Genomic DNA, 20,468 nt, shown 5'->3' with positions numbered 1-20,468 from the left:
TCCTTATTTTTAATAAATCGTGGTTGTTGCCTTATTCTTTTATTTCCCGGACAACTATTCTAGAACCTGTTGAAGATATTACCTTTACTTTCTTCCCTTGTTCAATATACCCACCTTCAGACACAACGTCAAGTCGTTCCTCTTCAAATATAGCAGTTCCTGATGGTCTTAACCTAGTTGTGACTATACCAATTTTCCCAACAAGCTCCTTGCGAGTAACACTTGAAACATAACCTAATTCAGACTTAGTAGAGTCCGTTAAAATTAACCTTTTTAGTGGGCCTCGATATCCAAAAAATTTGAACATTAAGATTGAAGCTACTACAGATACTACAGTTGCAACTAAGATCGATAATAAAATATTAACGGTCGAATAAGACGCAAGTACCATACTTCCTATAATAGCTACGATTCCTAAGACACCAAAAAGTCCAAATCCCGGAAAAAATATTTCAATAATTATCAAGAGTATTCCTGCACCAAATACAATTAATGTCTCATAACCAGCAAAGCCAGCAACTAAATGCCCAAAGAAAAATAAAAGTAATGCAGATAAGCCCATAATTCCTGGTATCCCAAACCCTGGTGAATATAGCTCCAATACTAAGCCTAGACTACCAATTGATAGTAAAATTGGAATAATGACTGGATGTGTAACAAACCTTGCAACTTTCTCAGCAAAGCTTACTTCAATTTCCCTAACTTCAGCATTTGCCATCCCAATAAATTCAAGAAGCTCAGTCCGATCTTTGGCTATTGCTTCAGCATACCCAACTTCAAGAGCTTCATCGGCATATAATGTTAAGAGATAACCAACTCCAGCACGATACTCAGGTAAATCTACATTTTTATCCGCCATTGCCCTAGCATATATTGGATCACGATCTCTTGCAGCACCCTCGATTGTTGCTAGCCACATCGAATTTGCCTTCTCTTCTGCAGCATTACCAGCACTATCAATAACAGCAGCCGAACCAATTGTAGTACCTGGTGCCATTACAATTTGGTCTGCATTTAAAGCAATATACGCCCCCGCAGACAAAGCTTGCACTTTAACATAGGCCGTAATTGGGGTTTCTGTGGTTTTAATTAGGTTTGCAATATTGGTAGCCGCATCCACAAGTCCACCTGGAGTATCAATTTCTAAGACGATATGGTCAGCACCTTCATATTCTGCTGTTTCTAGAGCCCTTTTTAAAAACGCTTCTAAACCACGTTCTACAGCTTGCTCTATGGGTACAAAATAAACAACTTGATTATTCGATTGACTATGTACAGGTAGCTTGAACATCCAGATGATACCAGCTAAAACAATGAAGGACAAAAATATCAGTTTTCTCATGAGAGCAAATCTATTCATCATAATCCCCCTTTCTTTTTCTTTTAGAATACTCAATTACTTATACGTATATAGTATGGAAAAGTTACATACTTTTTAAAAAATATTTTACATAATTTTTTATTTACCTGAGTGAATTTCATAAAAACCAAAACGAGCCAATTCTTATTTAGTTACGAACCATTTAACGGAACTAGTATCTAAGCCGCGTAATATGTGTATTATGGAGTTCATAAGTAGCCAATATAGCTGAATTAACAATCAGTGATGGTCTTCATTGAATTTCATAGGCAGCACCACAACATTTAGTATAGAGCCAAGAACCTTTACCTAAAGAGTAAAAAACGCCTTGCACAAGACAAGGCGTTGTTTTATTTATGAAAGAAACTGTTGTACGAGTCGATTAACGACTGAGCCATCGGTTTTACCTTTTACTTTAGGCATAATTGCACCCATGACCTTACCCATATCTGACTTTGATGCTGCTCCTACTTCTTTGATAGTTTCTTTCACTATTTCTGCAACCTCTTCTTCAGATAATTGTTTAGGCATGTATACTGTTAAAAAAACGATTTCTTCACGTACTTTTTCGGCTAAGTCTTCACGACTAGCCTTTTCAAACTCATGGAGGGAATCTTTACGTTGTTTAAGTTCACGATTCAGAACAGTTAGAGCTTCGTCTTCTGTAAGTTCTTTACCTAGTTTAATCGCTTCATTCTGTAAAGCAGATTTAACCATTCGAATAACAGAGAGCTTTTGCTTTTCCTTATTCTTCATCGCTTCCTTCATATCAACAGTTAAACGATCAAGAAGATTCATATCTAAAACACCCTCTCTTAAAAGAACTTACGCTTTCTTGCTGCCTCTGACTTTTTCTTACGTTTTACACTAGGCTTTTCATAGTGCTTACGCTTTTTCACTTCTGCCAAAGTACCTTCTCTAGATATTGACTTTTTGAAGCGACGAAGAGCAGCGTCAATCGATTCATTTTTGCGAACACGAGTCTCTGCCATCTTATATTTCCCTCCCTCCGAAACAACCAATGAAACATGTTTACACTTGGTAGGTCTCATTTTTTGCTAATGGCTAGCAAAAAATCACAATTAAAGCCCACCATTTAACTACAAACTTTCATAGATAACCGTCTCAACGATGGTTGAATAAAAAACATGTCTTTTAAGATTATAATATAACCATTTTTTCAGGTCAACTTTTTTATTAATACTAATTGGTGAATTTCACAATTACCAAAAAAAAACAATAAAGCTGAACTTCAATCAGTGGGGGTTTTCCTTCATCCCCCACTGGTTGTTAGTTCAACTTATCGGACCTTTAGGGGCAGTTTATCCCCCACCTAAACTTCTCGATTTTCTTACGTTTTGAGGTGGGGGTCTTACTTGCCCCTTAAGAGTGGGATAAATTTAATCTATTTTCGAGAGGTTTAACGTTATTAGATATAGTAATTTAGTGAAGAAAATATTAAATCATGAAATTCATTATATATTATAAATTATTTTTGTCATGCTTGTACTCACATGTCCATACAAATGGTAAAGAGGTGAGACAATATCATGCAACAGTTATTTTCGCTATTTGCTGTTTATATTACAATATTTCTCTTTGGTATGACTGTTATGAGAGCCGGATTAGTAAATTTATCACAGGATCGTTTAAAATTAGCTTTAATAAAAATGACTAGCACACCATTTAAGGGACTATTAGTAGGAACTATAGTAACTGCGATCGTACAAAGTAGTTCTGCAGTAATGGTTATAACTGTTGGTTTAGTAGCAGCTAGTTATTTAACCTTTAAACAATCTATCGGTATAATCCTAGGTACAAATATCGGGACAAGTTTCACAACAGAAATTATTGCATTTAATTTAACATCAGGAATTATTCCTATGTTAATTATTGGGGTTATATTAATGAATATGAAAAAACATGTAGCTTATTGTATCGGTTGCGTTTCTTTCGGTCTAGGTTGTATCTTTGTTGCAATGCAAGGTTTAGAGACATTAGCATATCCAATAGCTTCAATCCCTACAGCTCATAATTTCTTACAGCTCACAAATGAAAATAGCTTTATCGCTGTAGGAGTTGGAGCAGTACTATCAGCTCTAATTCAATCGAGCACCGCCACAACCGCTATTGCAATGGGCTTTATGAGCGACCAAATATTAGCCCTTCCAGCAGGCATCGGGATTGTGTTAGGGGCTAATATCGGGACTTGCTTTACAGCTATTTTAGCAAGTGTCGGATCAAAAAACTCGGCAAAACTCGTAGCATTTGCGCATATTTGGTTAAACATTATTGGTGTTTTACTATTTTTACCTTTTATCGGTTGGTTAAGCTCTATTTCTATTAGCTTAACAGCGCTACCTAATTTGCAATTAGCACATGCCGGAACGATTTTTAATATTATATCATCGGTAGCCGTCCTACCCTTCGTACCGCTTTTTTATAAATTTGTTATTGCTTTACACGGAAATGAACAAAAATAGTAGGACACTTATAAAGCTGAACTTCAATTAGGGGTGTTTTCCTTCATCCCCCACTGATTGTTAGTTCAACTTACCACAGGCATATAAATTCTGATTATATCAAAAAAGTGAGCTTTGGCTCACTTTTTTAATATGTAGAATTGGACTTTTCACCTTTAACAATTGAAATTCCAGCACTTGCTCCAATTCTTGTTGCACCAGCTTCAACCATCGCTAAAGCCGTTTCACGATCTCTAACACCCCCAGATGCCTTAACACCAATATCCGGACCTACAATTTTCCTCATTAATGTGATATCAGCAACTGTTGCACCACCTGTTGAAAAACCAGTTGATGTTTTTACAAAATCAGCTCCAGCACGAACAGCCATTTCACATGCACGTTCTTTTTCTTCCTCAGTAAGTAAGGATGTTTCGATAATTACTTTCGTCAGAGCTTGCCCTTTTGCTGCTTGAACTACTGCCTGAATATCATTTTCAACTAATTCATCATTTTTATCTTTAAGCGCACCTATGTTAATTACCATATCAACTTCAGTCGCCCCGTTTTCAATTGCATTTTTCGTTTCGAAAGCTTTAGTTTCAGGTGTATTAGCACCTAACGGAAAGCCGATAACTGTACAGACCTTAACCTCTGTACCTTCTAATATTTTGGCAGCCGTTTGGACCCAAGTCGGGTTAACACAAACCGATGCAAACTTATAATCTTTTGCTTCGTTTGCTAGTGTAATTATCTCTTCTTTACTAGCATTTGCCTTTAACAAAGTATGATCAATCATTTTTGCTAATTGCTTACTCATAAAAAAACCCCTTTCACTCTTAGTCTTCTTAGATGTACGGACATCTTAAATAGATTACCATTGAATGACTGAAATTACTATCTTAATCATTAATAAAGCCATAAAAGCTGAACTTCAATCAGTGGGGGGGTTCCTTCATCCCCCACTGATTGTTAGTTATTCTTATACCACAGGCATAAGAATAACTAATCATCAGTTTCGCCGATGAAGTTATTCTATATCGGACCTTAAGGGGCAGTTAACCCCACCTAAACTTCTCGATTTTCTTAAGTTTTGAGGTGGAGGTCTTACTGCCCCTTAAGAGTGGGATAAATTTTGGTTCTGTAATGAACCTTGAACTTGCATACAAACTTATTAATTTTATGCTAAAAACACCTAACAAGAGTCACTTGTTAGGTGTTATAATTAACTATTTAAGACTTTTTCATGCACTTCATCTTCAACAACACGTACAAAACTTCCTATATTTACTGGGTAACCTGATTGATTTATTTTTACTTTAACTAACTTCCCAATCATATCCTCATTTGCAGGAAATTTCACTTTTAAATAATTATCTGTATATCCAATATAATGTCCTTCTTCTTGATCATCACGATCTTCTGGTATAACTTCTAAAACTTCCCCTTCAAAATCCGAGGCATATTCTTTTGCTAACTGGTTTGATAACTCGATAAGCTTATGAACACGCTCATTCTTTACTTCTTCATCTACTTGATCCTCCATACGTGCTGCAGGTGTACCTGTTCGCTTAGAGTACGGAAATACATGTAATTCCGAAAACTTATGCTTAGCAATAAAATCATATGTTTCCTGGAATTCTTCATCAGTTTCACCAGGGAATCCAACAATAACATCACTAGTTACTGCAAGCCCTGGTAATGCTTCTTTTAATCGGTCTAGACGTTCACTAAAGAATTCCATTGTATACTTACGTCTCATTCGTTTTAATACAGTATCTGAGCCTGATTGAAGAGGGATATGAAGGTGACGAACAATCTTGTTAGAATCATTGATAACCCGAATAATTTCATCGGTAATCTGGCTAGCTTCAATAGATGAAATTCTAATCCTTTTTAACCCATTCACATTTTCTAACTCTTTTAATAGCTGAGCCAAGCTATACCCCTTCATGTCCTCTCCGTAACCACCCGTGTGGATCCCGGTTAAAACAATTTCTTTGTAACCAGCCTGAACAAGTTGATTTGCTTGTTTAATTACATCTTTAGGATCTCTAGAACGCATTAATCCCCTTGCCCAAGGAATAATGCAAAAAGTACAGAAATTGTTGCAACCTTCTTGAATTTTCAATGACGCTCTTGTACGATCTGTAAAATTGGGTACATCTAATTCTTCATATATACGTGTTTTCATAATGTTTCCAACGGCATTAATCGGTTTTCGTTCTTTATTATATTGGTCAATGTAATCAAGTAATTTCGTACGGTCTTGTGTACCTACTACAATATCAACACCTGGAATATCTAAAATCTCTGCAGGAGATGTTTGAGCATAACAACCTGTAACACAAATAACCGCGTCTGGATTACGTCGTATCGCACGTCTGATTACTTGTCTACTTTTTTTATCCCCTGTGTTCGTAACTGTGCATGTATTTATAACATAAACATCGGCTATTGTTTCAAATTCTTTTTTCTCATAGCCGTTTTGTTGGAATAACTGCCAAATCGCTTCTGTTTCATAATGGTTTACTTTACAACCTAGTGTATGAAAGGCAACTGTAGGCATACTCATCACCTCAATAATTCAAAATGATAGGAAACTACTGATAAGAAATATAATGCAGCAGTTTCTGTACGTAAAATTCTAGGGCCAAAACTACAAGGAATAAATCCTACTTTTTCTAGCTCCTTAACTTCTTCATTGGACAAGCCCCCCTCAGGTCCAACCAATATCATAACAGAGGAACCTACCTCTGTATTATTAATTGTTGTAACTAAATTACTCTTTTCCCCAGCTTTTGCGTTTTCCTCAAATGCGACAATTTTTATATCGTAACTTTCACTTTTCTTTAACAACTGTTGAAAGGAATGATTATTATTTACTTTTGGTACAATATTACGGTAAGATTGCTCGGCCGCTTCCTTAGAAATTTTTTGTAATCTTTCAATTTTCTTTTCTGATTTTTTTTCATCCCATTTAACTATAGATCTAGAAGCCTGAAAAGGAATAAATTCAGAAGCTCCAAGTTCTGTACCTTTTTGTACAATCATATCTATTTTATCACCTTTTGGAAGGCCTTGTGCAATGGTAACTTTTACCGGCATTTCCTTATTTTCTGCTAAATATTCAATTACACTTCCCGAAATTTCAGCTGAAGAAATTGATGTGATTTCACAACGAGCTACCAGACCTTTCTCATTAATACAAATAATCTGATCACCAATCACCATACGCATAACCTTACTTATATGCTTAACATCCTCACCGATTATAAAGAACTTCGTTTCATTTAGCTGATCATTCGCTACAAAATACCTTTGCACTTTCATACACCTTCCAATTTTATTTTATAGTGAAGTACCATTAACAAAATGCAAGCTTCTACCAACGCCAATCACAAGGTAGAAGCAAGGAATTCAATTTCCATTTTTTGAAATAAACGCGACCCAATCTTCCATCTCTAAGGTCTCCTCGATGATAAAACCATGTTTAAGAAGAGCATCCTTCACTTCTTGTTTTTTACCACTAATAATACCCGAAGTAATAAATGTCCCACCTTGTTTAAGTACCTTTGCCGCATCTTGAACAAAGCGTACAATAACCTCAGCTAAGATGTTTGCTACAATTAAATCTGCCTTCTCATTAACTTGTTCAAGTAAATTATTTTGTTTTACTGAAACAACGTCTTGAACTTTATTTAATTTAACGTTTATAATCGCACTTTTAACTGCAACTTCATCTAGATCAAGGGCCAAAACCTTCTCTGCTCCAAGCTTTGCCGCAGCGATACTTAATACTCCTGTACCCGTACCAACATCGATAACATGGTCTTTCTCTGTAATTTTCTTTTCGATTGCCCTTACACAAAGAACTGTTGTAGGATGTGTTCCTGTCCCGAAAGCCATACCTGGATCAAGTTCGATAATACATTCATCATCTTTTTCAGGCTCATATTCTTCCCATGTCGGTGTAATGGTAATATGATTTGATATTTTTACAGGTTTATAATATTTTTTCCAAGCTGTTGCCCACTCTTCTTCATTGACCTCGCTTATAGAGACTTTATTTAGACCAATATCAATATCATAAACTAACAATCCGTTTATTGCTTCTTTAATCCCTTCAACGGTTTCACCTAGAAAACTGTTCACCGGGAGATATGCTTTAACTATAACTCCTTCTTTAGGATAATCATCAGGAGAGAGTTGGTAGATTTCACCAAACTGATCTTCCCAATCAGTGATAAGATCTTGCGGGTCTTCGATTACTACCCCACTTGCACCTGCCTCATGCAGAATATTACAGACAGGCTCAACAGCCTCTTGTGTTGTTTGAATACTAATTTCAGACCATTTCAACTCTACCAACTCCATCTCTTCCTAATTAATTAATCATTAAAACTTTTAAATGCTCGCTTTACTTTTGAAAAGAAATTTTCACTTTGCTCATCTGGAGCTTGATTCCCGCTTAACTCACCGAATTCCCTTAATAATTCTTTCTGTTTTTCGGATAAATTTTTAGGAATAATAACTCGAACTTGAATGTGCTGATCACCTTGTCCATAGCCTCTAACATTTGGAACACCTTTTCCTCTTAATCTAAAGTTTGTTCCTGTTTGTGTACCCGCTGGAATTTTTAATTTAATTTTCCCTTGTAACGTCGGAACCTCAATTTCATCTCCAAGGGTAGCTTGAACATATGTGATTGGCATTTCACAATATAAATCATCTCCATCACGCTCAAAAAACTCATGTGGTTTTACGTTAATCACAACAAATAAGTCACCAGGTGGTCCACCGTTCACGCCGCTTTCACCTTGGCCTGAAACACGAATTTGCTGACCAGTATCGATTCCAGCTGGAATTTTGACATGAATTTTTTTACGCTTACGTACCTTTCCTTTACCACCACAAGTATTACACTTATCTTTTACATACTTTCCAGTACCCTCACAGTGGTGACATACACGCCTATTGACAACTCGACCAAATGGTGTGTTTTGCTCTACACTTAATTGACCAGTACCATTACAGTGTGAACATGTTTCAGGTTTTGTACCTGGTTTGGCTCCACTACCAAAACACGTATCACACGTTTCTTCTTTAGGTATCTCAATATCAGTTTCTTTCCCAAAAACAGCTTCCTTAAACTCCAATGTCATCGTATATTGTAAATCCGCTCCTTGTCTTGGTGCATTCGGATTCCTTCTGCCGCCTCCACCACCAAAAAACATATCAAAAATATCGCTGAAGCCACCGAAGTCGCCACCACCACCAAAACCTTGATTAGGATCAGAATGTCCAAATTGATCATAATGAGCCTTCTTTTGTGGATCACTTATCGTATCATACGCTTCTTTAACTTCTTTAAATTTCGACTCTGCATCCGCTGCTTTATTAACATCTGGATGATACTTGCGAGCTAGCTGACGATAAGCCTTTTTTACTTCATCTGCAGAAGCACTTTTATCAACACCTAGTACTTCATAAAAATCACGTTTACTCATTTTGTACCCACTCCCGAATTTATTACATAACGAATATCTTAACACTATCCCTGAAAAATGTGAAGCATTAGGGGATTGGTATCTTTTATATTTTACTGCACAATACTATATTCTAACTTAAGCTTTTTAATACTATCACCAATACAAACAAAGTCTACTCTAATTATTCTTTCTTAAAGTGGAAAAAAGTCAAAGCCTAATAGCCTGACTTTGACTTCTTTCTCAAGGCTTGTGCCTTATTTCTTTTCATCATTTACTTCTTCATACTCAGCATCGACAACATTATCGTCTGCTTTAGCATCTTGTTGACCTTGCTCACCTTGAGCTGCTTGTGCAGCTTGCTCATATAATTTTACTGATAAAGCTTGAACTAGTTCTTGCAGTTCATCTTTTGCTGTTTTAATAGCTTCAGCATCTGTTCCTTCAAGAGCAGTTTTCAGCTTATCTTTTGCTTCATTCGCTTTAGTTACTTCACCTTCATCAACTTTGCCTTCAAGATCTTTTAATGTTTTTTCAGTTGTAAATACTAAATGATCTGCCTCATTACGAAGGTCTACTTCTTCACGACGCTTTTTATCAGCTTCAGCATTTGCTTCCGCATCCTTCACCATTTTATCGATTTCCTCGTCACTTAATCCTGAAGAAGAGGTAATCGTAATTGATTGCTCTTTATTTGTTCCTAAATCTTTAGCTTTTACGTTAACAATCCCGTTTGCATCAATATCAAAGGTTACTTCGATTTGAGGAACACCACGTGGAGCTGGTGGAATATCAGTTAACTGGAATCTTCCAAGCGTTTTATTATCTGCCGCCATTTGACGCTCACCTTGAAGAACATGGATATCTACTGACGGTTGATTATCACTAGCAGTTGAAAACACTTGTGACTTACTTGTTGGAATCGTTGTATTACGATCAATTAATTTAGTAAATACTGCACCCATTGTTTCAATCCCTAAAGATAAAGGTGTAACGTCTAATAATACAACATCCTTAACATCCCCAGTTAAAACACCTGCTTGAACCGCTGCACCTAATGCAACTACTTCATCAGGGTTTACACCTTTATGAGGGTCCTTACCAATTACCTTTTTGATAGCCTCTTGTACAGCTGGTATACGTGTTGAACCACCAACAAGTACAACTTTATCAATATCATTTGGAGTCATACCTGCATCTTGAAGAGCTTGGCGAGTTGGACCCATTGTACGCTCCACAAGTTGGCTAGAAATTTCATCAAACTTAGCACGAGTTAATGTTACTTCTAAGTGTTTAGGTCCTGTAGCATCAGCTGTAATAAATGGTAAAGAAATTTGTGTTGAAGTCACTCCTGAAAGATCTTTTTTCGCTTTCTCAGCAGCATCTTTTAAGCGTTGTAGAGCCATTTTATCTTGCGAAAGATCTATAGAATTTTCTTTCTTAAACTCTGCTACTAAATAGTCAATAATTACTTGGTCAAAGTCGTCTCCACCAAGCTTATTGTCTCCAGAAGTTGCTTTTACTTCAAAAAAGCCATCACCTAGCTCAAGGATAGATACGTCAAACGTTCCACCACCTAAGTCATAAACTAAAATCGTTTGATCTTCTTGTTTCTCAAGACCATAAGCTAAAGCAGCCGCTGTCGGTTCATTTACGATACGCTCAACTTCTAATCCTGCAATTTTACCAGCGTCCTTTGTTGCTTGACGTTGAGAGTCATTAAAGTAAGCTGGAACTGTGATAACAGCTTTTGTTACTTTTTCTCCTAAATACGCTTCAGCATCCTCTTTTAACTTTTGAAGAATGATTGCAGAAATTTCTTGTGGAGTATATTTTTTTCCTTCTACTTCTTCTTTGTGATCAGTTCCCATATAACGTTTAATCGAAATAATAGTGTTTGGATTTGTAATTGCTTGGCGCTTAGCTACTTCACCTACTAAACGTTCTCCATTTTTAAAGGCAACTACTGAAGGTGTAGTTCTATTTCCTTCAGGGTTTGGGATAACTACTGCCTCTCCGCCCTCCATTACTGCTACACAAGAGTTAGTTGTACCTAAATCAATACCAATAACTTTACTCATTGACTATTTCCTCCTATAAATTTATGTATCTTTTATCTCGTCATTATTGACTTACTTTTACCATTGAAGGTCGAATAACACGATCTTTGAGTTTATAACCCTTTTGTAATTCTTCAACGACTACATTAGGTTGATAATCTTCGCTTTCAACTTGCATTACTGCTTGATGATAATGTGGATCAAAGTCTTGACCAACTGCCGCAATTACCTCTAATCCTTCATTTTTTAAAGCCTCAGTTAATTGACGATATACCATTTCCATTCCTTGTTGTATAGATTTAGCTTCATCACTTTCAGCATTAACTCCTAATGCACGATCAAAGTTATCGATAGCAGGAATCAATTCTTCTAGCAAACTTTGCGATCTATATTTGGCAGCTGCTTCCTTCTCTTGTCTTGTTCTTCGACGGAAGTTATCATAATCCGCTTGAACACGAAGCAAACGATCATTTAATTCTTTTACCTGTGTTTCAAGGTCTTGAATCCTCAATTCTTCTTCAGATAAAGTTACCTCTTCATCTTTAAGATCGTCGCCTTGTTGTGCATCATTATCATTTTCAACTTCTACTACTACATCTTCTTTTGTTTGTTGTTCCAATTCTTGTTCTGCTCTATCCAACTCTTTCACCTCCCTAACAAAGTAAAACTATACTAATTCACATGGAATAAAATGACTACCAACAGGCAGAATATATATTTTTCTGCTATTTGTCAATATTTCCATTACTTATTTCTTTGATACAGACTAGTTAAAGTATTTGTCATTCCTTTAGATATATAATCTAAAACCCCTATAGTACGTCGATACTCCATTCTCGTTGGACCTAATATTCCTATTGTACCTAAATGTTTCCCGTCTACAGTATAGGTTGCTGTGATAATACTACAATGATCTATTGCTTCATGGTTATTTTCTTGGCCTATTTTCACAGTAATCCCTGAACTATCTGATCTGAATATTTTATGAATAAGTTGTTTTTCCTCAAACATTTCAAGAAGTTGACGTACTTTTTCTACATCACGAAATTCAGGTTGAGAAAAAATGTTCGTCTTACCACCAAAGAAAATTTGATCGTTTTTCTCCTGTTTAAATGACTGTTCTAACATTTGCATCGTATCTTTATAGTTGCTAATATGCATTTTCAATACAATTCCAACTTCGGAGAAAATCTTTCCTCTAAGTTCAAGCATTGAAACACCTTTTAGTCTTTCATTTAAAATATTCACCATCATTTCAATATCTGAAAGTTTCATTCCTTCAGGTATTGAAATTGCTTGTTTCTCAACGTGGCCAGTATTAGTAACAATAATTGCAACACCAGTAGCTTGAGTTAATGGGATTATTTGCAAATGTTGTAAAGTTGTTTCAAAGACTTCAGGCCCTAACACGATAGAAGTGTAACTTGTCAAATTCGACAAGATTTGTGCCGACTGTTCAATAACTTGCTCAACTTCATGAATTTTTTGAGCAAAAATTGATTTAATGTCTTTAATTTCTGACTTTGAAAGTAATTCAGGTGATAACAAGTGATCTACGTAATAACGATAACCTTTTTGTGAAGGAATTCTACCAGCAGAACTATGCGGCTTCTCTAAAAAACCAAGTTCCTCCAAATCAGCCATTTCATTACGTATTGTTGCCGGACTATATGAAATATCTTCTCTTTTAGATACACTTCTAGAACCCACTGGTTCTGCAGAACGGATATAATCATCAATAATTGCTTTTAGAATTAATAATTGACGTTCTGTTAACATTGTATTATCACCCCTGTTAGCACTCTTGGTTGACGAGTGCTAAATACTAATAATAAATTACCAAAAATCTATATTCTTTGTCAACGGTTCAGAGTAAGTTAGCTTTTAAATAAAGAATATACAGTGAAAAGTTTAGGTCTTTTGTGATTTTTCTATTTCCCAACTATGAATTTCATAAGATTTATTTGACACGACAGTAAACTATATCGAGTTAAAAGAAACAAATTCAACTCAATATAGTTTGCTGCACTCGATAAATTTTATGAAATTCCGCACTAAAATAAAAATTTCTCAAAAACCTCGTTTGCTACAAAAAGTCCATTTCTAGTCAATTTCATTTGTCCATTAACAATTTCAACCAAACCTTGAATTTCAAGGTGTTTAATCTCTTTTCCAAAAAAATCAAAAGGAGATTTTCCGTATTTATTAATAAAACGTTCAATAGAGACACCTTCTAATTTTCTTAACCCTAGAAACATTTCCTCTTCAATCTTCTCTTCAAAAGTTACTATATGCTGTTCGTTGGCAGAACGTCCCGTTGTATCAATTAACGATATATATTTTTTGATAGGTCCAACATTAGAATGTCTAATTCCCCCTACATACCCATGGGCTCCTGCTCCAATACCATAATATTCTTCGTTATTCCAATACGTTAAATTATGCTTACTCTCATAATTACTTTTACTAAAATTACTGATTTCGTACTGGTTATATCCGTGTTCTAAAAGCACGTTCATTAATAATTCATACATCTTTACCTCGTCATCTTCTGCTGGTAAATGAAGCTTCCCTTTTCTTTGCAATTGATGAAAAACTGTTTTCTCTTCAACCTTTAAGGAATACGCAGAAAAATGCGGAATATTTAATTGGATAGCCTTTATTAAGGTCTCTTTGAACATCGAAACAGTTTGACCTGGTAATCCAAACATTAAATCTACAGAAATATTTTCGAAGCCTAATGTTCTAGCTTTATCAATTGTGTCATAAATATCTTTTTCTACATGATTTCTGCCAATACGTCTAAGTAATTCTTCTTGGAAAGCCTGTACACCTATACTTAATCGATTTATACCAGCTTCCTTTATCACCGCTAGCTTTTCTTCTACCATATTACTCGGGTTAACTTCAATCGTATATTCTACATCTTCACATGGTTTATAAACATTTTTTATAGCTTTTAATAACCTTTCTAATTGAATAACTGATAAAGATGTCGGGGTCCCTCCCCCCACATAAATTGATTGTATTTCTTTATAAGGAAATTGTTTTACTGTTTCTTTCATCTCGGTTTCACAAGCCGCGATATAGTCATCAACTGGCTGGCCCTTTAAAAAGACTTTGTTAAAATCACAATAATGGCAGATCTGTTCACAAAAAGGAATATGAACGTACACCGCTTTCGGACTAAACATTGGATCAACCTCTTTTTTATGGAATTTAGGATAGTAGAATCATACAAGCATTTATTTTAAGAGAAATTTACAAGTTGAATCTCATTGCGAAGAAAAACCGTAGAGCTGTAACTTCTACGGTTAATCAAAATTTATTACTTATTTTCATCCATACGAAGAACAGCCATAAACGCTTCTTGTGGAACTTCAACACTTCCAACACTCTTCATACGTTTTTTCCCTTCTTTTTGTTTCTCTAGAAGCTTACGTTTACGTGATATGTCACCACCATAACATTTGGCCAATACATTCTTACGAATAGCTTTAATCGTCGATCTCGCAATAATTTTTTGCCCAATACTCGCCTGAACAGGAACTTCAAATTGCTGACGTGGAATTAATTCTTTCAGCTTTTCTACAATTACTTTTCCTCGCTCATAAGCTGAATCACGGTGAACTATTACCGATAAAGCATCTACTCTTTCAGCATTTAAAAGAATATCCATTTTCACTAATTTCGATTGTTTATAACCAATTAGTTCGTAGTCAAAAGAAGCATAACCTTTTGTACTTGATTTTAATTGGTCAAAGAAATCATATACAATTTCTGACAGCGGAATTTCATACGTAAGTGTCACACGGTTTGCATCTAAATATTTCATATCTAGATAATTACCACGCTTCTTTTGACAAATTTCCATAACTGCCCCTACATAATCATTAGGGACCATGACAGAAGCCTTCACATATGGCTCTTCAACAAACTCAATAATTTGTGGGTCTGGCATTTTTGAAGGATTATCAATCCTTAATTCTTCCTCATTAGTAAGTGTTACTTTATAAATAACACTTGGTGCTGTAGTGATAATATCGATATTAAACTCTCTTTCAATTCGTTCTTGAATAATTTCCATGTGCAATAACCCTAAGAAACCACAACGGAAACCAAAGCCCAAAGCTTGAGAAGTTTCGGGTTCATACTGTAACGATGCATCGTTTAACTCAAGTTTCTCAAGAGCATCTCTTAAATCATTATAATCATTCGTGTCTAACGGATACAAACCACAAAACACCATCGGGTTCATTTTCCGATAACCTGCCAACGGTTGATTCGCAGGATTAGTGACGCTCGTAATTGTATCCCCTACACGGGTATCACTAACATTTTTAATCGAAGCAGTTAAAAATCCAACATCTCCAACTGTAAGTTCTTTTTGTTTTACAGGTTTTGGAGTAAATACACCTGTTTCAATTACTTCAAACTCAGCACCTGTCGCCATCATTCGAATTTTTTGTCCTGGCTTAACCGTTCCTTCAACAATACGAATATATACGATGACACCTCGGTATGGGTCATACAATGAATCAAAGATTAAAGCTTTCAAAGGTGCTTCAGGATCACCACTTGGCGCAGGCACCTTCTCTACTACTTGCTCTAAAATTTCTTCAATACCAATCCCATTTTTAGCAGAAGCGAGTACTGCATCAGATGTATCTAAACCAATAATATCTTCAACTTCTTGTTTAACTCTCTCTGGCTCTGCACTTGGTAAATCTATTTTATTAATGACGGGTAAAATTTCTAAGTCATTATCAAGAGCTAAGTATACGTTAGCAAGAGTTTGTGCTTCAATTCCTTGAGCCGCATCAACAATTAGTAACGCACCTTCACAAGCTGCTAAACTTCTCGAAACTTCATACGTAAAGTCAACGTGACCTGGGGTATCAATGAGATGGAAAATATAGTCCTCCCCATTTTTCGCTTTGTAACTTAACTGAACTGCATTTAATTTAATTGTAATACCCCGTTCTCTTTCTAAGTCCATTGCATCTAGCATTTGGTCTTTCATTTCACGTTGTGTTAATGCACTCGTTTTTTCAAGGATACGGTCGGCCAACGTTGATTTACCATGATCTATATGAGCAATAATTGAAAAATTACGGATTTTCTCTCTTCGTTTTAATCGTTCTTCTTTATTCATTCGTTAATCACTCCCAAATAGAAAAGCGCAAGGCTTCTGTTTCTCGCCTTAAGTCACTGAAGATCTTGCTTTTATTTCAAAACCGTTTTATAAATTATTTAACCAGTTTCATTACATACTGATATTCACTAGGATAAATTATATCAATAGCTGCATTTTGTTTCAATCAAATTTATTATTGTATAATATTTTGATGATTTAGATACTTCTAGATAAACATTTGACATATATATTATTTCAATTTAAGCTACTTCAAAAATATGGAAAGCCAAGAAAAGCGCAGGCGCCTTGGTCACGAGTGATAGGCACTGGAAGGCCTTTGAGAGAAGCCGCTCTTTGGCTTCTTACGTGCTTCTGCGTCTTCAAGTACTGCTTTGTAGTAAGCTTCCTCGAAGCAAAGCTGCATGAAGCTAATCACCGAAGGATTTCAAGAGGTAATTAAAGTCAGTTGCTTGCCTGAAGTGACCGAGCTCGTAGGCTGCTTGCGCTAGACAGTTTTTCCAAGTTAGAAATTTATAAATTCTGATTATGTGAAAAAGACTGCTACTTGAGCAGTCCTACTAAGTTAAAACATTCCCTATTGCAGCAGTTAGCTGCGACAAAATGCTTGAAAAAAGCTTATTAAGAATATCTGATAACCTTACACCCATTTGAGAAAAAAGATTGAATGTCTGTATTTGTTCTAATTTTTCTTGTTTACTTTCCAAATCATGGCTAGTTACCTTTTCAGTTGTTAGGTCGGTATAAACAGTAGGAGTTTCGTTACTATCACTCTTTTTTATGATATTCGTAGTTGAATACTTACTGTCACCTGTCATTTGTATCATATTGTTACTAGCAATTTGAATTCCTACTAGTACTCCACCAAAAAGGACAGTCGTAATAAAAAAGCATTTTAGCAAAAATTTCGTCACTGTTTACACCACCTTATATTAAATATTTGGTTAAGTTTATTCTATGTTATTTACTTTTTCAGCATCCCAGTAATATTCGCTAAATACTTTTGCAAAAGCTTCTGCAGATCGATATCCCTCTTCAAGTGTATTATCTACGCCACCAACTTCAACTAAAATAGAATTTGGTGATAAATCTTGATTATATCTACCATTAGCTCCCGAAGCAGGTTTTAAAATAACCCCTCTACTCAAACCAGGATACCTTTTATCTAATAATTCATGTAGTTCGGTTGCTAACTTTAGATTTTTTTCATAGTTCTTATTATTTTCTCCTACAATAAATAGAGTTCTTGCATATTCCACTCCGTTAATAGTAACTGTTGTAATATCCCTTGGTTGTGCATCACGATGCAAATCAAAGAAAAATTCTAAGTCATTATTATTACTAATTGCTTCTTTCACAATCTCTCTCGATGCATCGTAGGATTGACCATATACCCATCCACGATTACTAAGTATTGCTCCTATATCACTCTTATCAACCTCAACGCCGATTCCTCTTTTTTCTAATTCTCGCCCTAATCTTTCACCGACTAACGTAATATTAACCGTTGAGTGAAATGCTTGATTTGGTACATTTGTGTCTTTTAATTCTGGCAAAAATGACTCTCTACTATGTGAATGGATGATATGGACAACTTTTTTTCCACCTGTAGTTACATTTGATGGTGCTTCTTCATCTATCTTGTCCATTTTTTCAATATTTTCTTGTGAAACTTCTCGTTCTGCCATCATTACTTCCATTGGTGGTGCTGATTCAATTGGCATATTCGTATAATCTGTATGTTCTCCTGCTACAATAATTTTACCATCGAACAAGGCAAATCCTGGTAACTCTCTTCCTAATAAACTCCTGGGGTCATCAGGATTTAGGCTAGTAGCTAATTCAAAAGCTAAGCTAGAAAAGTTTGGTGGTTGACTGTCTTCAGGTAATGCTTGAGTAAAATATGGATTTTCGGTTCCCATCATATGCACTAATGCTTCACTAGAAACATAGGAGCTCCATGCATGAACTGTTGAAGAGGATAATCCATATCCTGGTTCAAACGCAGTAAGCATCCCCGTTACAATAAATAATGCCATTATACCAACGATGACCAACACAGTTATTCGCTTTAGACTTGTCCTATTTACCTTAAACGTAAATCCTCTAAAATTTCTAGAAGACATTATCTCACCCTTTCATAGCCTGTCTACATTATGATATGCCAAGTATTGAAAGAGTAGAACAAATTAATATGGATCTTCACGTTTTCTTTTCTAATTCTTTTAATCGATCATTAGTTATATCAAAATGTTACAAAAATAAATATAACTCTCATAATTTAACATTGCTCTTAATGAGTATACATTCCAACGTTGTCTTGATCTACTTCACCATGAAGTGCTGCATTTAATCCTGCAGCTAAAACATTCGCCATATCTTCAATAAATACATCTACTTCCTTAGGAGTAACCATCAAATTATGCCCAATTGGCGACAGGACCTCTTTAATTAGCTGACGTTTTTCTTCTTCTTCAAGGCCACCAATCATACCAAGAATATTTTTTCTCGTCTGTAACTCAGGCATATCCTCATCAGTAAGTACTCTTTTTTCCCCAAAAGTCATCCCTGCTGGTGTTAAAGAACGAGAGGGTTTATTCCCTTCGCGCATTTCCCTTCCGAAATGTTTTAAAACAAAATCAATCGTATCACTTGTTATAGATACCGCATCAACAACTGTTGGAATTCCTACAGCTATAACGGGTATTCCTAACGTTTCTTTACTTAGTTCTTTTCGCTTATTTCCAACTCCAGAACCAGGATGAATCCCGGAATCTGAAACTTGGATAGTCGCGTTTACTCGTTCAATAGAACGAGCAGCTAAAGCGTCAATAGCAATAACAAAGTCTGGTTTTGTTTTTTCAATGACACCATGGATAATGTCACTTGTTTCAATGCCTGTAATCCCCATCACCCCTGGAGTAATGGCACTTACAGGTCGAAACCCTTCGGATATTTGCTCTGGTTGTAATTCAAAGATATGTTTTGTGATTAATAAATTTTCAACAGCAATCGGTCCTAATGCATCTGGAGTAACATTCCAATTTCCCAACCCTACAACTAAACAACTTGCCTCTTCATTAATTCCTAAATGTTTTAAAAACAAATTAAATTCTTTAGCAAATACTCGTTCTACGGTTTCTTGTAATTCTGTATCTTTATTTCTTATCCCTTGCATCTCAAACGTTAAGTAGCTACCAGCCTTTTTCCCTAGCCTTTTCGCTCCTTCTTCTGTTATTTCAACAGTTGAAATATGTACCCCTTCTTCATCTCTTTCTTTTATAATCACACCATTAATTGTCTGTCTTTGTTTCTGCTCTTTTTTCCCTTCCATTTCCTGAACTAATTCATGAGCTTCAAGTGCTAAATCTGTTCGAATATTATATTTATCTAAATTTATTTCGCCACTCATCATAACACCTTCTTTATACGTTTTTGTATTCAAATTATTCCCAGTAGTGTATCTTGCTATTCTCCTTTTCATTACCTATTGCATTTGCTCCTGAGTTTTGTTACAATGCAATGTGTTGTACTTATATATTCGCAATTACACGGTTGCATCAAGGAGGTGAAAGGAATGCCAAATATTAAATCAGCTATCAAACGCGTAAAAACAAGCGAAAAGCGTCGTGCGCAAAATGCTTCAGTTAAATCTGCACTTCGTACAGCTATCAAAACTTTCGAAACAAAAGTTGAAGGTAAAGAAGTTGAAGGAGCTAAAGAAGCGTTCTTGGTTGCAACCAAAAAGCTTGATAAAGCTGCAACAAAAGGTTTAATTCATAAAAATGCGGCATCTCGTCAAAAATCTCGCCTAGCGAAGAAATTAAACGAGATTACAGCATAATAATCATTCCTATTGTATAAAAAGAAAAAAGGGCTACTGGTGCCAAACTCCTTCCAAAGAGGAGTCTGGCACCAGTAAGCCCTTTTGTTCATTTTAGG

At 35.6% G+C, this 20,468-nt stretch carries 18 protein-coding genes; 2 read left to right on the top strand and 16 right to left on the bottom strand.

The features are described 5' to 3' along the window. Positions 1–31 precede the first annotated feature (31 nt). The 3 genes from BKP45_RS05475 to rpsU form a co-directional block, all read right to left on the bottom strand. Positions 32–1,360, bottom strand: coding sequence for an NfeD family protein (locus BKP45_RS05475; protein WP_071388690.1), 1,329 nt, complete (start codon positions 1,358–1,360; stop codon positions 32–34). A gap of 354 nt (positions 1,361–1,714) precedes the next feature. After that, positions 1,715–2,158, bottom strand: coding sequence for a GatB/YqeY domain-containing protein (locus tag BKP45_RS05470; RefSeq protein ID WP_071308674.1), 444 nt, complete (start codon positions 2,156–2,158; stop codon positions 1,715–1,717). 17 nt (positions 2,159–2,175) lie between these two features. Next, on the bottom strand, positions 2,176–2,352 hold the full coding sequence (gene rpsU / locus BKP45_RS05465; RefSeq protein WP_071308673.1) for a 30S ribosomal protein S21: 177 nt from the start codon (positions 2,350–2,352) through the stop codon (positions 2,176–2,178). A 558-nt stretch (positions 2,353–2,910) separates the two neighbouring features. On the opposite strand from rpsU, the gene BKP45_RS05460 reads away from it, so the two are divergent. Then, positions 2,911–3,843 carry a Na/Pi symporter gene (locus BKP45_RS05460; protein WP_071388689.1) on the top strand — a complete coding sequence of 311 codons (933 nt, stop codon included), beginning with the start codon at positions 2,911–2,913 and terminating at the stop codon, positions 3,841–3,843. 127 nt (positions 3,844–3,970) lie between these two features. On the opposite strand, the gene deoC is transcribed toward BKP45_RS05460, so the two are convergent. From deoC to gpr, 13 genes are all read right to left on the bottom strand, one after another. Next, the gene (gene deoC / locus BKP45_RS05455; RefSeq protein WP_071388688.1) at positions 3,971–4,642 is read right to left on the bottom strand and encodes a deoxyribose-phosphate aldolase; all 672 of its coding nucleotides are present in this window, start codon (positions 4,640–4,642) and stop codon (positions 3,971–3,973) included. Between the two features lie 405 nt (positions 4,643–5,047). Next, positions 5,048–6,391, bottom strand: coding sequence for a tRNA (N(6)-L-threonylcarbamoyladenosine(37)-C(2))-methylthiotransferase MtaB (mtaB, locus tag BKP45_RS05450; protein WP_071388687.1), 1,344 nt, complete (start codon positions 6,389–6,391; stop codon positions 5,048–5,050). 5 nt (positions 6,392–6,396) lie between these two features. Then, a complete protein-coding gene (locus BKP45_RS05445) occupies positions 6,397–7,149 on the bottom strand; it encodes a 16S rRNA (uracil(1498)-N(3))-methyltransferase (RefSeq protein WP_071388686.1) in 753 nt (250 codons plus the stop codon). 93 nt (positions 7,150–7,242) lie between these two features. Further along, positions 7,243–8,184, bottom strand: a complete 942-nt coding sequence (prmA, locus tag BKP45_RS05440) for a 50S ribosomal protein L11 methyltransferase (RefSeq protein WP_071389058.1) — start codon at positions 8,182–8,184, stop codon at positions 7,243–7,245. Positions 8,185–8,213: 29 nt separating this feature from the next. Beyond that, positions 8,214–9,332, bottom strand: a complete 1,119-nt coding sequence (gene dnaJ, locus BKP45_RS05435) for a molecular chaperone DnaJ (RefSeq protein WP_071388685.1) — start codon at positions 9,330–9,332, stop codon at positions 8,214–8,216. Between the two features lie 236 nt (positions 9,333–9,568). Beyond that, entirely contained in the window at positions 9,569–11,392 is a 1,824-nt protein-coding gene (dnaK, locus tag BKP45_RS05430; RefSeq protein ID WP_071388684.1) for a molecular chaperone DnaK, read from the bottom strand. 43 nt (positions 11,393–11,435) lie between these two features. After that, positions 11,436–12,020, bottom strand: a complete 585-nt coding sequence (grpE, locus tag BKP45_RS05425; RefSeq protein WP_071388683.1) for a nucleotide exchange factor GrpE — start codon at positions 12,018–12,020, stop codon at positions 11,436–11,438. Between the two features lie 95 nt (positions 12,021–12,115). Continuing rightward, positions 12,116–13,150, bottom strand: a complete 1,035-nt coding sequence (gene hrcA, locus BKP45_RS05420) for a heat-inducible transcriptional repressor HrcA (protein WP_071388682.1) — start codon at positions 13,148–13,150, stop codon at positions 12,116–12,118. A 275-nt stretch (positions 13,151–13,425) separates the two neighbouring features. After that, positions 13,426–14,565 carry a radical SAM family heme chaperone HemW gene (hemW, locus tag BKP45_RS05415; RefSeq protein ID WP_071388681.1) on the bottom strand — a complete coding sequence of 380 codons (1,140 nt, stop codon included), beginning with the start codon at positions 14,563–14,565 and terminating at the stop codon, positions 13,426–13,428. Positions 14,566–14,699: 134 nt separating this feature from the next. Continuing rightward, entirely contained in the window at positions 14,700–16,526 is a 1,827-nt protein-coding gene (gene lepA / locus BKP45_RS05410) for a translation elongation factor 4 (protein WP_071388680.1), read from the bottom strand. Positions 16,527–17,086: 560 nt separating this feature from the next. Further along, positions 17,087–17,440 (bottom strand): DUF3679 domain-containing protein, encoded by a 354-nt coding sequence (locus BKP45_RS05405; RefSeq protein ID WP_071388679.1) that lies wholly within the window; start codon positions 17,438–17,440, stop codon positions 17,087–17,089. A gap of 36 nt (positions 17,441–17,476) precedes the next feature. Further along, positions 17,477–18,652: a stage II sporulation protein P gene (gene spoIIP, locus BKP45_RS05400; protein WP_071388678.1), complete on the bottom strand. Its 1,176-nt coding sequence runs from the start codon at positions 18,650–18,652 to the stop codon at positions 17,477–17,479. 167 nt (positions 18,653–18,819) lie between these two features. Continuing rightward, positions 18,820–19,938, bottom strand: coding sequence for a GPR endopeptidase (gene gpr, locus BKP45_RS05395; RefSeq protein WP_071389057.1), 1,119 nt, complete (start codon positions 19,936–19,938; stop codon positions 18,820–18,822). Positions 19,939–20,103: 165 nt separating this feature from the next. On the opposite strand from gpr, the gene rpsT reads away from it, so the two are divergent. Beyond that, positions 20,104–20,370 (top strand): 30S ribosomal protein S20, encoded by a 267-nt coding sequence (gene rpsT, locus BKP45_RS05390; RefSeq protein ID WP_071388677.1) that lies wholly within the window; start codon positions 20,104–20,106, stop codon positions 20,368–20,370. Positions 20,371–20,468: the final 98 nt, after the last annotated feature.

It is taken from the genome of Anaerobacillus alkalidiazotrophicus, from assembly GCF_001866055.1.
Note: the sequence above shows the minus strand (reverse complement) of the source record. Positions and strands in the feature narration are given on the sequence as shown.